10 protein-coding genes are annotated in these 13746 nt (G+C 56.6%); 8 read left to right on the top strand and 2 right to left on the bottom strand.

The features are described from left to right. The first annotated feature begins 141 nt into the window (after nucleotides 1-141). Genes carA through ACIQ1A_RS05570 form a run of 4 tightly spaced genes read left to right on the top strand, consistent with a single transcriptional unit; the run spans nucleotide 142 to nucleotide 5844 of the window. On the top strand, nucleotides 142-1263 hold the full coding sequence (gene carA, locus ACIQ1A_RS05585) for a glutamine-hydrolyzing carbamoyl-phosphate synthase small subunit (protein WP_395770078.1): 1122 nt from the start codon (nucleotides 142-144) through the stop codon (nucleotides 1261-1263). Next, nucleotides 1263-4490: a carbamoyl-phosphate synthase large subunit gene (carB, locus tag ACIQ1A_RS05580; RefSeq protein ID WP_395770077.1), complete on the top strand. Its 3228-nt coding sequence runs from the start codon at nucleotides 1263-1265 to the stop codon at nucleotides 4488-4490. Before carA ends, carB begins: the two co-directional genes overlap by 1 nt. Further along, nucleotides 4487-4969 carry a transcription elongation factor GreA gene (greA, locus tag ACIQ1A_RS05575; protein ID WP_395770076.1) on the top strand — a complete coding sequence of 161 codons (483 nt, stop codon included), beginning with the start codon at nucleotides 4487-4489 and terminating at the stop codon, nucleotides 4967-4969. The genes carB and greA overlap by 4 nt, the downstream gene beginning before the upstream one ends. A gap of 2 nt (nucleotides 4970-4971) precedes the next feature. Next, nucleotides 4972-5844 carry a hypothetical protein gene (locus ACIQ1A_RS05570; protein ID WP_395770075.1) on the top strand — a complete coding sequence of 291 codons (873 nt, stop codon included), beginning with the start codon at nucleotides 4972-4974 and terminating at the stop codon, nucleotides 5842-5844. Here ACIQ1A_RS05570 and ACIQ1A_RS05565 read toward each other — a convergent pair. Further along, the gene (locus ACIQ1A_RS05565; protein WP_395770074.1) at nucleotides 5827-6633 is read right to left on the bottom strand and encodes a DUF3313 family protein; all 807 of its coding nucleotides are present in this window, start codon (nucleotides 6631-6633) and stop codon (nucleotides 5827-5829) included. The two genes, ACIQ1A_RS05570 and ACIQ1A_RS05565, sit on opposite strands and share 18 nt — an antisense overlap. 153 nt (nucleotides 6634-6786) lie before the next feature. Here ACIQ1A_RS05565 and recJ point away from each other — a divergent pair, with 153 nt between their 5' ends. The 4 genes from recJ to lysS all read left to right on the top strand — a co-directional run bounded on the left by recJ (nucleotide 6787) and on the right by lysS (nucleotide 11979). Beyond that, nucleotides 6787-8496 (top strand): single-stranded-DNA-specific exonuclease RecJ, encoded by a 1710-nt coding sequence (gene recJ, locus ACIQ1A_RS05560; RefSeq protein WP_395770073.1) that lies wholly within the window; start codon nucleotides 6787-6789, stop codon nucleotides 8494-8496. A gap of 184 nt (nucleotides 8497-8680) precedes the next feature. Next, nucleotides 8681-9193 carry a DUF3016 domain-containing protein gene (locus ACIQ1A_RS05555; RefSeq protein WP_395770072.1) on the top strand — a complete coding sequence of 171 codons (513 nt, stop codon included), beginning with the start codon at nucleotides 8681-8683 and terminating at the stop codon, nucleotides 9191-9193. 137 nt (nucleotides 9194-9330) lie between these two features. Continuing rightward, a protein-coding gene (gene prfB / locus ACIQ1A_RS05550; RefSeq protein WP_395770071.1) for a peptide chain release factor 2 occupies nucleotides 9331-10450 on the top strand; the annotation gives its coding sequence in 2 pieces (ribosomal slippage) (nucleotides 9331-9402 and nucleotides 9404-10450; 1119 coding nt in all). A 14-nt stretch (nucleotides 10451-10464) separates the two neighbouring features. Then, nucleotides 10465-11979 (top strand): lysine--tRNA ligase, encoded by a 1515-nt coding sequence (lysS, locus tag ACIQ1A_RS05545; protein WP_395770070.1) that lies wholly within the window; start codon nucleotides 10465-10467, stop codon nucleotides 11977-11979. Nucleotides 11980-12007: 28 nt separating this feature from the next. Here the strand turns inward: lysS and ACIQ1A_RS05540 are convergent, their stop codons facing one another. After that, nucleotides 12008-13684: an AMP-binding protein gene (locus ACIQ1A_RS05540; protein ID WP_395770069.1), complete on the bottom strand. Its 1677-nt coding sequence runs from the start codon at nucleotides 13682-13684 to the stop codon at nucleotides 12008-12010. Between the last annotated feature and the right edge of the window lie 62 nt (nucleotides 13685-13746).

The following is a 13746-nucleotide window of genomic DNA, read 5'->3' as shown; positions in this document are numbered from 1 at the left end:
TGACGTATTTCCGGCATTGCTGGACAATAGCGGTTGATTCCGCTAAAATTCTCACTCGCCTAAACCGCCTTTTTACGGCCTTTGCTCAATGCAAAGTCTTGCCGTGGGAAGAACCTTAACTTTTTTGAAAAGGCGAGCTTTGTGACCCAATCAGCCATTCTCGCTCTCGAAGACGGTACCGTATTCGAGGGTCTTTCCGTAGGCGCAACCGGAATTTCGGTGGGCGAGGTGGTATTCAACACCGCCATGACCGGTTACCAGGAAATCCTGACCGACCCTTCCTACAGCCGGCAACTGGTCACCTTGACCTATCCGCACATCGGCAATACCGGGATTACCGTTCAGGATAACGAATCCAATCAGGTCTATGCCGCTGGGTTGATCGTGCGCGATGTGCCGCGCCGGGCCAGCAGTTGGCGCAACCAGATCGACTTGCCGGAATGGCTGAAACAGAACGGCATCGTCGCCATTTCCGATATCGACACCCGCAAGCTGACCCGTATTCTGCGCAACAGCGGTGCCCAAAGCGGCACGCTGATGGCCGGTGTGATCGACATCGACCACGCCATTGAGGCCGCACGCAAATTCGCCGGCTTGAAAGGCATGGATCTGGCCAAGGTGGTGTCCTGCACCGCCCAATACGCATGGACCGACGGCCAGCTTGACCTCAACAGCCAGGCATTTATTCAGGCGCCGGAACGCTTCCATGTGGTCGCCTACGATTTCGGGGTCAAGCACAACATTCTGCGCATGCTGGCCGAACGCGGTTGTCGCATTACGGTAGTGCCGGCCCAGACTCCCGCCGAGCAGGCTCTGGCATTGAATCCGGACGGCATTTTCCTGTCCAACGGTCCGGGTGATCCGGCACCCTGTGATTATGCGATTGCCGCCATCAAGACCTTCATCGCCCGCAAAGTTCCGACCTTCGGCATCTGCCTCGGCCACCAGCTGCTGGGTTTGGCCAGCGGCGCGGCGACCCTGAAAATGAAATTCGGCCATCACGGCGCCAACCATCCGGTCCAGGATCTCGATTCAATGCGGGTGATGATCACTTCGCAGAACCACGGATTCGCCATCGATGAAGGCAGTCTGCCGGCCAATGTCCGGGTCACCCACCGTTCGCTGTTCGATCAATCCAACCAGGGTATTGCCCTGACCGATGCGCCGGCTTTCAGCTTCCAAGGGCACCCGGAAGCCAGCCCCGGCCCGCACGATGTGGCCTACCTGTTCGATAAGTTCATTACGCTCATGGAGAAACGCTGATGCCCAAGCGTACTGACATCAAAACCATCCTGATTATCGGTGCCGGTCCCATCGTCATCGGTCAGGCCTGCGAATTCGACTATTCCGGCGCACAGGCCTGCAAGGCCCTGCGCGAGGAAGGCTACCGCGTGGTACTGGTCAATTCCAATCCGGCCACCATCATGACCGACCCGGACATGGCCGATGCCGTGTACATCGAACCGATTAATCCGGCCACGGTCGAACGCATCATTGCCAAGGAAAAACCGGATGCCTTGTTGCCGACCATGGGTGGTCAGACCGCGCTGAACTGTGCTCTGGCCATGGCAGATGAGGGCACTCTCGCAAAGTATGGCGTGCAGCTGATTGGCGCATCACCCGAAGCCATCCGCATGGCCGAAGACCGTGAGCTGTTCCGTGTCGCCATGGCCGAAATCGGCCTGGATTGCCCGAAAGCGGAAATCGCCCGCAGCCTCGAGCAGGCGCTGGATATCCAGACCCGCGTTGGATACCCCACCATCATCCGCCCAAGCTTCACGTTGGGCGGCAGCGGCGGCGGCATCGCCTACAACCGCGAAGAGTTCGTGGAAATCACCAAACGCGGCCTTGACCTGTCGCCGACCACCGAAGTGCTGATTGAAGAATCGGTGCTGGGCTGGAAGGAATACGAAATGGAAGTGGTGCGCGACACCGCCGACAACTGCATCATCGTCTGTTCGATCGAAAATCTCGACCCGATGGGCGTGCATACCGGCGACTCGATCACCGTGGCGCCAGCGCAGACCCTGACCGACAAGGAATACCAGCGTCTGCGGGATGCCTCGATTGCCGTGCTGCGCAAAATCGGCGTCGATACCGGCGGATCAAACGTCCAATTCGGCATCAATGCCGAAAACGGCCGGGTGGTGGTCATTGAAATGAATCCACGCGTGTCGCGTTCGTCGGCGCTGGCCTCGAAGGCCACCGGCTTCCCGATTGCCAAGATCGCGGCCAAGCTGGCGGTCGGTTACACCCTCGATGAACTCCGCAACGAAATCACCGGCGGCGCAACACCGGCCTCGTTCGAACCGACCATCGACTACATCGTCACCAAAATTCCGCGCTTCGCCTTCGAGAAATTTCCGGCTGCCGATGCCCGACTGACCACCCAGATGAAATCGGTCGGTGAAGTCATGGCCATGGGTCGGACGTTTCAGGAGTCCGTGCAGAAAGCATTGCGCGGCCTGGAAATCGGCAAGGTCGGTTTTGACCCGACCGGTGCCGCCGCCCAGGGTGAAGAAGGCCTGCTGCGCATCAAGCGCGAATTGAAAGAGCCGGGACCGGAACGTCTGTTCCAGGTGGCCGAGGCATTCCGCGCCGGCCTAAGCGTCGATGAAGTGTTTGGACTGAGCTTCATCGATCCGTGGTTCCTTGACCAGATCGAGGAACTGGTCGCTATTGAGACGGAAATCGCCACAGGCGGCCTGCCGGCATTGGATGCCGTCCGTATGCGGCATCTCAAGCGCAAGGGTTTTTCCGATGCCCGTATCGCCCAGTTGGTGAATACCGACGAAGCTGCCGTGCGTGCGCTACGCCATGCCCTGAAGGTGCGACCGACCTACAAGCGCGTGGATTCCTGTGCTGCGGAATTCGCTACCGACACTGCCTACCTGTATTCCACCTACGAGGATGAATGCGAAGCGGCCCCGACCGACCGCAAGAAAATCATCGTGCTGGGCGGCGGCCCGAACCGGATCGGGCAGGGCATCGAATTCGATTACTGCTGCGTACATGCATCCTTGGCATTGCGTGAGGATGGTTTCGAAACCATCATGATCAACTGCAATCCGGAAACGGTTTCCACCGACTTCGATACTTCCGATCGCCTCTATTTCGAACCATTGACCTTCGAAGACGTGATGGAAATCGTCGAATTGGAAAAACCGGTCGGCGTCATCGTGCAGTACGGCGGCCAGACCCCGCTGAAGCTGGCGCGTGCACTCGAAGCCGCCGGTGCGCCGATTATCGGCACCTCGCCGGATTCCATCGATTGGGCGGAAGACCGTGAACGCTTCCAGAGCCTGGTCGAGGAACTCGGCCTGCTGCAGCCGCCGAACCGCACGGCACGCAATGCCGAACAGGCCATCGCGATGGCCAATGAAATCGGCTATCCGCTGGTGGTGCGCCCGAGCTATGTGCTTGGCGGACGTGCCATGGAAGTGGTGTATTCCGATGAAGACCTCTCCCGTTATATCCGCGAAGCGGTCCAGGTTTCCAATGATTCGCCGGTGCTGCTTGATCGATTCCTCGATCATGCCGTTGAAGTGGATGTCGATATCATCGCCGACATGGAAGGCAATGTCCTGATTGGCGGCATCATGGAGCATATCGAGGAAGCCGGCGTGCATTCCGGGGATTCGTCCTGCTCGTTGCCACCATACACCCTCAGTGCCGAGATACAGGACCGTTTGCGTGAGCAGGTCAGCCGAATGGCGAAAGCCCTGAAGGTCGTCGGTCTGATGAATACCCAGTTCGCCATCCAGGGCGATACCATCTTCGTGCTGGAAGTCAATCCACGTGCATCGCGTACGGTGCCTTTCGTTTCGAAAGCCATCGGCGTGCCGCTGGCCAAGATCGCCGCGCGCTGCATGGCCGGACGCAGTCTGGCATCCCAGAATGCCGTGCGTGAAGTCATTCCACCTTACTACTCGATCAAGGAAGCGATTTTCCCATTCGCCAAGTTCCAGAACGTCGATCCCATCCTCGGGCCGGAAATGCGCTCAACTGGTGAAGTCATGGGCGTCGGCCGGACCTTCAGCGAGGCTTTCGGGAGGGCTGAAGAGGCCGCCGGAATCCGGGTTCCGCAGGTCGGCAAGGCCTTTGTCTCGGTACGCGAAGTCGACAAACCACGGTTGGTTGAAATTGCACAATCCCTTCTGAAGAAGGGATTCAGCCTGGTTGCCACCCACGGTACCGCCGGCTATCTGCGCGGACAGGGGTTGCCCTGTGATGCCATCAACAAAGTGGCTGAAGGTCGCCCGCATATCGTCGATCTGATCAAGAATGGCGAAATCAACTACATCGTCAATACCACTGAAGGCAAGCAGGCCATCGCGGATTCGTTCTCGATCCGGCGCGAAGCCCTGCAGCACCGCTTGGTCTATTCAACCACCATCCCCGGCGCCAAGGCCCTGATCCAGTCGATGGATACCCGGGACAACCCGCGGGTCTGGTCTTTGCAGGAGCTGCACGGAGAGCTGGGCGGATGAGCACCATCGTTCCGTTGACCCATGCCGGCGCCATCCGTCTTCGTGCCGAACTGGACAACCTCAAATCGGTGAAACGGCCGCAGGTGATTGAAGCCATTGCCGAGGCACGGGCACACGGAGATTTGAAAGAAAATGCCGAATACCATGCGGCACGTGATCAGCAGAGTTTCATCGAAGGACGCATCCAGGAGTTGGAGTACACGCTGTCACACTGCCAGATCATCGAGGTCGGTAAACTGAAAGCCGGTTCGAAAGTGGTGTTCGGAGCCACAGTTGAACTGGTCGATGTCGAAACCGATGCCGCAGTGATCTATATGATTGTCGGTGATCTTGAAGCGGACCTCAAAGAACAACGCATCTCGATTTCCTCGCCGATTGCACGTGCCCTGATCGGCAAGCATGAAGGCGATGCCATTACCATCTTTGCTCCCGGCGGTAACCGCGAATACGAAATCACTGCAGTCCGTTACATCGATTGACCATGACCGGAACCGGCAAACGTGTTCTTCTTTTGCCGGAAAAGCGTCGCTTTGCGGGGCAGCAGCCTTCAACTGCGTTCAGCAGGCTCGGGCGTCGTTTTAAAACGGAAGCTCTCGAGCCCGGTGAAACCCACCAGCTTCAACGCTATTTCCACCCCAGGGATGCCGGCTGGCCTTTGGCCGCTTTGTGCAGGCAACGCGAATCGGGCGACGCCGGATCGGAGTATTGGTTACGCGCCGACCCGGTCTTTCTGCAGGTGGAGATGCGCGGGGCCCGTGTCATGGCCTGGGATGGCTTCAATCTGACCGAATCCGAAATGCACGCAATGACTGCAGCGTTGCAGGCATGCTTCGCTGATCATGGCATCGACCTTCTCACCGGCAGTCAGGAAACTTTTTATCTGCGCATCCGGGACGGCATTCCACTTCCTTCAGCGGTGCCGGTAACGGATATGCTCGGATGCGATATCACAGGCCACTTGCCGTCGGATCGCCGCTGGATGGCTTTATTCAATGAATCCCAGATTGTTTTACACAACCATCCACTGAATGTCATCCGTCAACAAAACGGCCAACTGCCGGTCAATGGCCTCTGGTTCTGGGGTGGCGGCATCATGCCGTCATCGGTCGAACATGGCTTTGAAGCGGTGATTTCCGATGATGTCATGGTTCGTGCCCTGTCCCATCAGATGAGTCCGGGGCAGGGCAGTGACGCGTTATGCGATATGAGGCATTTGCGGTCCTGGCCGGAGATCGAGGTCGGTTTCGACCCGGCCATCAAAACACTGTTTGATTTTGCCGATGGCACCCGATGGCATTGGCAGCCGGAATGGCAATGGCATTTCTGGAAACGGAAATCAATTCCCGTCTTCTGAAGCCTTGGTCGTTTCCGGTTTTCCCTTGTCGATGAATTCAGGGGATAGCGGAATCAGGAACGACGCACCTTTTCCGACGGGGTCGACTTTGCCAAAACGAGTTTCACACAGGGTTTCATTGGATTGGATTTGCTGATCCGGAAGCTTCGCCCGTTTCTCTTCGCCGCCTGCAGCTTGCAGAAGAAGCTGGCCAAATTCGCGAGTAAATGTCTCAATCAATGCGTAGGCGTCCCCGATCGAAGATACCTTCGCACTGTTGAACACGGGGTTTGCGCCTTTGGCCCAACGCATGAACGCCAGCGTTCCTTCGTCATTGCTGGCGCGCGCGTCGAGGGCGATGGCTCCCATGCCAACCGGGATTCGGAAGGGGCCGGGAACAAAGGTATCCACAGCTGCGGAAAGCCCGGCAATGGATTTGGATGTCGGGGTGATACCGGTCAGGGAGACTTCCACGCGCATCGCGTTACCGGAGGCATCCGTATCTGCCGTCAGATATTGACCTAGCCGTGTGCATATCGAGCGGTTCAAGGCGTTGCTGATGAGCGCGAGCTGTTCCTTGCTGATATCGGGATTCTCGACAGGCAGGGTAAGCTTAATCTCCGGCAGGACATAGCTTTTGATTGAAGACAGGCGTGCTGCATCCACATAACGGGATACGTTACGCCCCTGTTCATCGGTGACGGTTTCGAGTGGCTTGTCGGATACGAGCTGCACCCCGCTGGTCTGCGGTACGCTGGCGCAGGCATTTAAACAGAGAAGTGCTACCAAGACGCCGAAATTACGCATCATGTCTGAATCTCTTGGGAATGAGGTAGCACAAGATTACACGGAAGTCCTGAATTTCATGTCAAGACTGCTCACAATCCACATTCCTACCTTTATTGGAATTTTATCCTCGTCCGCGCCATTGTTCGACGGATCATGCCGGCTTATGATGGACCAATGATGCCCAGCCGATCCATCCGACAACGCGCTTTCAATCCTGAAATCGCCCATTTGCATGATTCGGCGTTGCTGGGCAGGATTTACGCAGCGCGAGGCATTTCTGATCCCATACAGGCAGACCTCAGTCTTCAGCATCTTATTCCGCCGGATTCGATGCTCCATCTGGAGAGCGCAGTTGCCCTGTTATCGGATGCCATTGCAAGACAGTTGCGAATCGTTGTCGTCGGTGATTTCGACTGTGATGGCGCTACAGGAACTGCAGTTGCTGTGCGTGGTCTGCAAATGCTGGGGGCAAAGCATGTTTATTTCAAAGTTCCCCACCGTGTCCGTCACGGCTACGGCCTGACCCCGGGCCTTGTTGAAGACCTTGCTGAATTAAAACCGGATCTTATCATCACCGTAGACAGCGGCATCGCTTGCAATGCCGGGGTAGCGGCAGCCAAAGCCCGCGGATATCGTGTGCTGGTCACAGACCACCATCTTCCCGGTGATGAACTGCCTGAAGCAGATGCCATCGTGAATCCGAACCAACCGGGCTGCAGCTTTGCAAGCAAGTCTCTGGCCGGAGTCGGTGTTGTTTTTTATCTGCTTCTGGCGGTACGCAGCCGGATGCGCGAGCAGTCAGGCGGTCAGGCGGATTTATCCAGTCTGCTGGATTTGGTGGCCATCGGCACCATCGCAGACATGGTTAAACTTGATGCGAACAACCGGCGACTGGTTCGTGCTGGGCTTTCGCGCATCAATGCCGGGCGCTGCCAGGCCGGAGTCGCCGCTTTGCTTGCGATTGGCGGGCTGGAGAGAGGGAAAATTGACGCTTTGGATATCGGATTCCGGATTGGTCCGAAAATCAATGCCGCAGGCCGGCTTGAAGACATGGCGCTTGGCATCGAATGCCTTTTGGCTGACGAACCCACTCAGGCCATGGATATGGCGCAAAGCCTGCATGCCATCAATCTTGAAAGGCAGCATCTGCAACAGGACATGTTGGATGATGCCGAGACGATGCTTGCCTCCATTGATCTGGACGCATTCCCGGATCAGAAATGCCTGATTCTGCATCAACCGGATTGGCACCCTGGCATCATAGGTCTGGTTGCTTCGCGCATGAAAGATCGCAGCCACCGTCCCGTTTTGGTATTTGCTCCCAGCGAGCCGGGCAGTACGGAATTACGCGGCTCCTGCCGCTCGATACCGGGGTTTCATATCCGGGATGCATTGGCTCTGGCCGATGCCAGACATCCAGGGCTGATTACGCGCTTCGGCGGGCATGCCATGGCGGCCGGACTGACGCTGGACCGCGATATGTTTCCTGTGTTCCACCGCGCGTTCATGAGCATTGTCTTGGAAACACTCGATCCGGATCTGCTGCACGAAGTCATCCTGACCGACGGGCCGCTGACCGAAAAGGAGCTGTGCCGGGATACCGCGGTGATGTTGGCCGAATCCGCCCCCTGGGGGCAGGGCTTTCCGGTGCCGGTATTCGACAATGCGTTCGAGGTCATCGGCTGGCAGGTGCTGAAGGACAAACATCTCAAACTGCAGCTCAAGCCGGTGGATGGTAAGGCAAGCATTCAGGCCATCCACTTCAACGGATACTCCGGAAAGCCGCCACCGTCGCGTGTCCGCGTGGTTTATGAATTGCAAACCAATGATTTCAGGGAAAAGCGTGAAGTCCAGTGCCTGATCCGCCACATGGAGCCCTTATAGATTCCATTGGCCTTGAATCCTGTTCTAAACAGTAATTCATTAGATGTTACGGGCGGCTTTCGATGCAAAACGGTATGGGTTAAAATCCGCCTTAGAGGCCCATATGTCCATTGCTGGCCCTGTGTACCCATCACTGGTCTGATACAACCCGCAATAATCAATCCATGACAAAAGGATATTCATCATGAAAATCACCCACATTGCCGGTAAATTCGCAGCAGCTTCTCTGCTTCTTCTTTCGTCTCAGGCCTCAGCAGGGGAGGTGTCGGTGACCTGGTCCGACCCTGCGAAATTCACCGATATCGTCGCAAGCAACAGTACCGACAAGGCCTACCGTAGGAGCATTGAGAAAGCCCTGAGTGCGGAGTTCAAAGCGCAGGCTGCCAAACTCCCCGAAGGGCAGAAAATGACCGTGAATATCACCGACATTGATTTGGCCGGAGAGGTCGATCCGGTCCCGACCCGGGACGGTTATCGTGTCCGCATTTTGAAGGATGTTTACTACCCCCAGCTGCGGTTTGACTACAAAATTACCAATCAAACGGGTGCCATCGTGAAAGAGCAAGCCGGTGTTACGCTCAAGGATGCGGGATTTCTGTCCGGCTCCGGGAATGCAGCTTCTCGTCAGGATTTCTACTACGAACGCCAGATGATCAAGGCCTGGTTCGGGAAGGACATTCTGGCCAAGCCCCAGTAAATTCGAAGCCTTAGCTCTTGAATAGCCCCCGACATCATGTTTCGGGGGCTATTTTGTTTGATGTCAGGCAATGTCACTGTATTCGACAGGGCAGCTCTGATACAATAGAAGACTGATTATCTTGAAGTTTTCACTGCATGGAACTGAATCCAATCCGCAACCGCATCGCCGAGTTGCAAGAGCGTGTTACCTCGCTCAGGGGGTATCTTTGACTTCGACAACAAAGTCGAGCGCCTGGAAGAAGTAAACCGCGAGCTGGAAAGCCCGCAGATTTGGAACGAGCCGGATAAGGCTCTGGCTCTCGGCAAAGAGCGTGCAAGTCTGGACAAGACCGTTTCTGAGATTCGGGGCACCCTGGAAGGCTTATCTGAAGCACTCGAGTATCTCGAACTGGCTGAAATGGAAAACGATGAAGGCATCGTCGATTCGGTGACCATGGATGTCGGCCGCATTGCCGAGCGCGTCGAGAAGCTTGAATTCCGCCGGATGTTCTCCGGCGAGCAGGACCATACCAATTGCTTCGTCGACATCCAATCCGGCGCCGGTGGTACCGAAGCCCAGGATTGGGCTGAAATCGTGCTGCGCATGTACCTGCGCTTCTGCGAAGCCCGCGGCTGGAAAACCGAACTGATGGAGGCCTCTGACGGCGATGTGGCCGGCATCAAAAGCGCAACATTCCGGGTCGAGGGTGAATATGCCTATGGATGGCTGAAAACCGAAATCGGAGTACACCGCTTGGTGCGCAAGTCGCCTTTCGATTCCGACAATCGACGTCACACGTCCTTCTGTTCGGTATTCGTCAGTCCGGAAGTCGACGATAATATCGAAATCGAAATCAATCCAGCGGATCTGCGGACCGACGTCTACCGCTCATCCGGTGCCGGTGGCCAGCATGTCAACAAGACCGAGTCGGCAGTACGGATTACGCATATTCCGACCAATACCGTGGTCGCCTGCCAGATCGAACGTTCGCAGCATGGCAACCGCGACCGCGCCATGAAGATGCTGAAGGCCAAGCTCTATGAGCTTGAATTGATGAAGCGCAACACCGAGAAAGACGCGCTGGAAGCCACCAAGTCCGATATCGGTTGGGGTAGCCAGATTCGCAGCTATGTGCTGGACCAAAGCCGAATAAAGGATTTGCGTACCGGTATTGAACGCACTGACACCCAGAAGGTCCTCGACGGCGACCTCGATGAATTCGTCGAGGCCAGCCTGAAAGCCGGCCTTACCGCCGGCGCCGGCCGCAATAATTAAGCTGAAGAGAAGCCATGAACGAAAACGCCCCCGAACAGCCACAGGACGAAAACCAGCTCATTGCCGAACGCCGAGCGAAACTCCGCGCGCTGCGCGAGCAGGGTATCGCCTATCCAAATGACTTCGTGCGCGCTGATTATGCCGCCGACCTGCAGGCGGAATACGCCGACAAGGACCGCTGGACCACCGAAGCGCTTCAAGAGATTGACCGTAGCGTACAGATCGCTGGCCGGCTGATGGCCAAACGCGTCATGGGCAAGGCCAGTTTCGCGCAGCTGCAGGACATGTCCGGCCGCATCCAGCTTTATCTTTCGGGTGCCGATCTGGACGATGTTTATGAATCCTTCAAGCACTGGGATGTCGGCGATATCATCGGCGTTGCTGGCGTTCTCACCCGCACCAAAACCGGTGAACTGTCCGTCAAAGGCAAAAGCCTGCGGCTGCTGACCAAATCATTGCGTCCGCTTCCGGACAAATGGCACGGTCTGTCCGATGTCGAGCAGCGCTACCGCCAGCGTTACGTCGATTTGATCGTGACCCCGGAAGCACGTGATGTTTTCATCAAGCGTTCGCAGGTGATCTCGGCCCTTCGTAACTGGCTGGATGCGCAACGCTTCCTGGAGGTGGAAACACCGATGATGCACTACATTCCCGGTGGCGCTACTGCCAAGCCGTTCATGACCCATCACAACGCGCTTGGGCTTGATCTCTATCTGCGCGTTGCGCCGGAACTGTATCTGAAGCGTCTGACCGTGGGTGGCCTTGAACGCATCTATGAAATCAACCGCAACTTCCGGAACGAGGGTGTGTCCACCCGCCACAACCCGGAATTCACCATGCTCGAACTGTACGAGGCCTACGCCACCTACAATGAGATCATGGACCTGACCGAAGGCATGATCCGCGCCGCCGCCGAAAAAGTGCTTCCGTCCATGCAGACGCATTGGGACGGTGCCGATATCGATTTATCGAAGCCATTCAAGCGATGGACGATGACCGACGCCGTGCTTGAACACAACCCGCAAATATCGGCTGCCGATATCCGGGATGTGGCCGCCATGCGCCGTCATTGCGAGGCGCTCGGCGTCCGTTACAAGCCATCCTACGGGTGGGGCAAGTTGCTGCTGGAGGTGTTCGAGAAGACCGTCGAGCACACGCTGGTCCAGCCGACCTTCATCACCCAGCACCCGACCGAGGTCAGTCCGCTGGCTCGCGCCAACGACAACGATGCCGGTTTGACCGATCGCTTCGAGCTGTTCATCGGTGGCAAGGAAATCGCCAACGGCTTTTCCGAGCTCAATGATTCCGAAGACCAGGCCGCGCGCTTCGCCGAGCAGGTCAACCAGAAGGAGGGCGGGGATGACGAAGCCATGCACTTCGATGCCGATTACATCCGCGCGTTGGAAGTCGGCCTGCCTCCGACCGGCGGCCTCGGTGTCGGTATCGACCGACTGGTGATGATGCTGACCGGATCCGCGTCCATCCGCGATGTTCTGCTGTTTCCGTACATGCGACCGGTCAACGACTGAAAAAAAGGGGCGCCGAAGCGCCCTTTTTTCATGCTTCTTTCGGACTATCCCGCAACTCACGCCGCAGAATCTTGCCGACGTTGGTTTTCGGAAGCTCGGTCCGGAACTCGATGACTTTCGGCTGTTTGTAGCCGGTCAGATATTCACGGCAATAGTGCTTGATGTCGTCAGCGGTAATCGACTGGTCCTTGCGGACCACGACAATCTTGACGGCTTCCCCGGACTTCTCATCAGGCACACCGACCGCAGCCACTTCCAGAATGCCCGGCATGGCGGCGATGACATCCTCGATTTCATTGGGATAGACATTGAATCCGGAAACCAGAATCATGTCTTTTTTACGGTCGACGATGTAGAAGAAGCCCTTGTCGTCCATCTTGGCGATATCGCCGGTATGCAACCAGCCCTCGGCATCGATGACCTTGGAGGTCTCATCCGGACGCTGCCAGTAGCCCTGCATCACCTGCGGGCCTTTCACACAGAGCTCGCCGATTTCACCCTGGGGCAGGATGTTGCCGTCGTCGTCCTTGATGCAGCAGTGCGTGCTTGAAATAGGCAGACCGATGGCGCCGTTGAATTCCTTGAGATCAAGCGGATTCATGCAGCAGGCCGGCGAGGTTTCGGTCAGGCCGTAGGCCTCAATCAAGGTCACGCCGGTGACGTTTTTCCACTTTTCGGCAACCGCTTTCTGCACGGCCATGCCGCCACCCAGGGCGAGATGCATGCGGCTGAAATCGAGTTTGTCGAATCCGGGCGTATTGAGCAGACCATTGAACAGAGTATTTACCCCCGTTATGGCGGTGAAATTACTTCGCTTGAGTTCCTTGACGAAGCCCGGCATGTCGCGCGGGTTGGTAATCAGGTAGTTCAAACCGCCGAATTTCATGAACACCAAGCAATTCGCAGTCAGAGCGAAGATATGGTATAGCGGCAGCGCAGTGATGATGATTTCACTGCCTTCCTTGGCATTTTTCCCGATCCAGGAAGAGGACTGCTGCATATTGGCCACCAGATTGCTGTGGCTCAACATGGCCCCCTTGGATACGCCGGTGGTACCACCGGTGTATTGAAGGAAGGCGATTTCGGAAGGTTGGATGCTGACATGAGGAAGTTTGTGCTTGGCGCCTTTGGCAAGCGCCTTCCGGAACCGGATGGCTTCGGGGAGATCGTAATCGGGCACAGCCTGCTTGACATGCTTGAGTACGAAATCGACCAGCAGACCTTTCGGGCCCAACATTTCGCCGACACTGGTCGTGATGACCTGCCGCACTTTCGTTTCATGCAGGACTTCTTCTGCGGTGCAGGCGAAATTGTCCAGAACCAGCAAAGCGGCGGCTCCGGAATCATTGAGTTGGTGTCTCAATTCGCGTGCGGTGTACATAGGATTGGTGTTGACGACAGTCAGACCGGCACGCAGAACGCCAAAAATGGCAATGGGATATTGCAGTACATTCGGCAGCATGATGGCGACACGTTCGCCCTTTTTCAGCTTCAGCTCGTGTATGAGGTAGCTTGCGAAGTTGGCACTGAGTTCATCGACTTCACGATAGGTGATGGTCTTGCCGAAGTTGCTGAAGGCCGGTCGATCGGCGAATTTGGTTATCGCCTTTTCGAGTACGGAAACAATCGAAGGAAATTCACTGATGTCGATGTCATGCGGGACATCGGGGGCATAGCTGTCAAGCCAGGGACGATTCATGCTCATGGTTTTTAAGGGCTGCGTAGGGATAGCCCCATTTGAGCATAAGCTCTAAATGCTGGCAAGCC

The sequence above is a fragment of the Arenimonas sp. genome (genome assembly GCF_044353605.1).
Classification (GTDB): domain Bacteria; phylum Pseudomonadota; class Gammaproteobacteria; order Xanthomonadales; family Xanthomonadaceae; genus Arenimonas.
This window is presented reverse-complemented; position numbering and strand designations above follow the sequence as displayed.

Excerpts from the sequence above, each read along its gene's own strand:
- carB (WP_395770077.1), top strand. The coding sequence starts at position 1,263 with ATGCCCAAGCGTACTGACATCAAAACCATCCTGATTATCGGTGCCGGT.
- greA (WP_395770076.1), top strand. The coding sequence starts at position 4,487 with ATGAGCACCATCGTTCCGTTGACCCATGCCGGCGCCATCCGTCTTCGT.
- ACIQ1A_RS05570 (WP_395770075.1), top strand. The coding sequence starts at position 4,972 with ATGACCGGAACCGGCAAACGTGTTCTTCTTTTGCCGGAAAAGCGTCGC.
- ACIQ1A_RS05565 (WP_395770074.1), bottom strand. The coding sequence starts at position 6,633 with ATGATGCGTAATTTCGGCGTCTTGGTAGCACTTCTCTGTTTAAATGCC.
- recJ (WP_395770073.1), top strand. The coding sequence starts at position 6,787 with ATGATGCCCAGCCGATCCATCCGACAACGCGCTTTCAATCCTGAAATC.
- ACIQ1A_RS05555 (WP_395770072.1), top strand. The coding sequence starts at position 8,681 with ATGAAAATCACCCACATTGCCGGTAAATTCGCAGCAGCTTCTCTGCTT.
- lysS (WP_395770070.1), top strand. The coding sequence starts at position 10,465 with ATGAACGAAAACGCCCCCGAACAGCCACAGGACGAAAACCAGCTCATT.
- ACIQ1A_RS05540 (WP_395770069.1), bottom strand. The coding sequence starts at position 13,684 with ATGAGCATGAATCGTCCCTGGCTTGACAGCTATGCCCCCGATGTCCCG.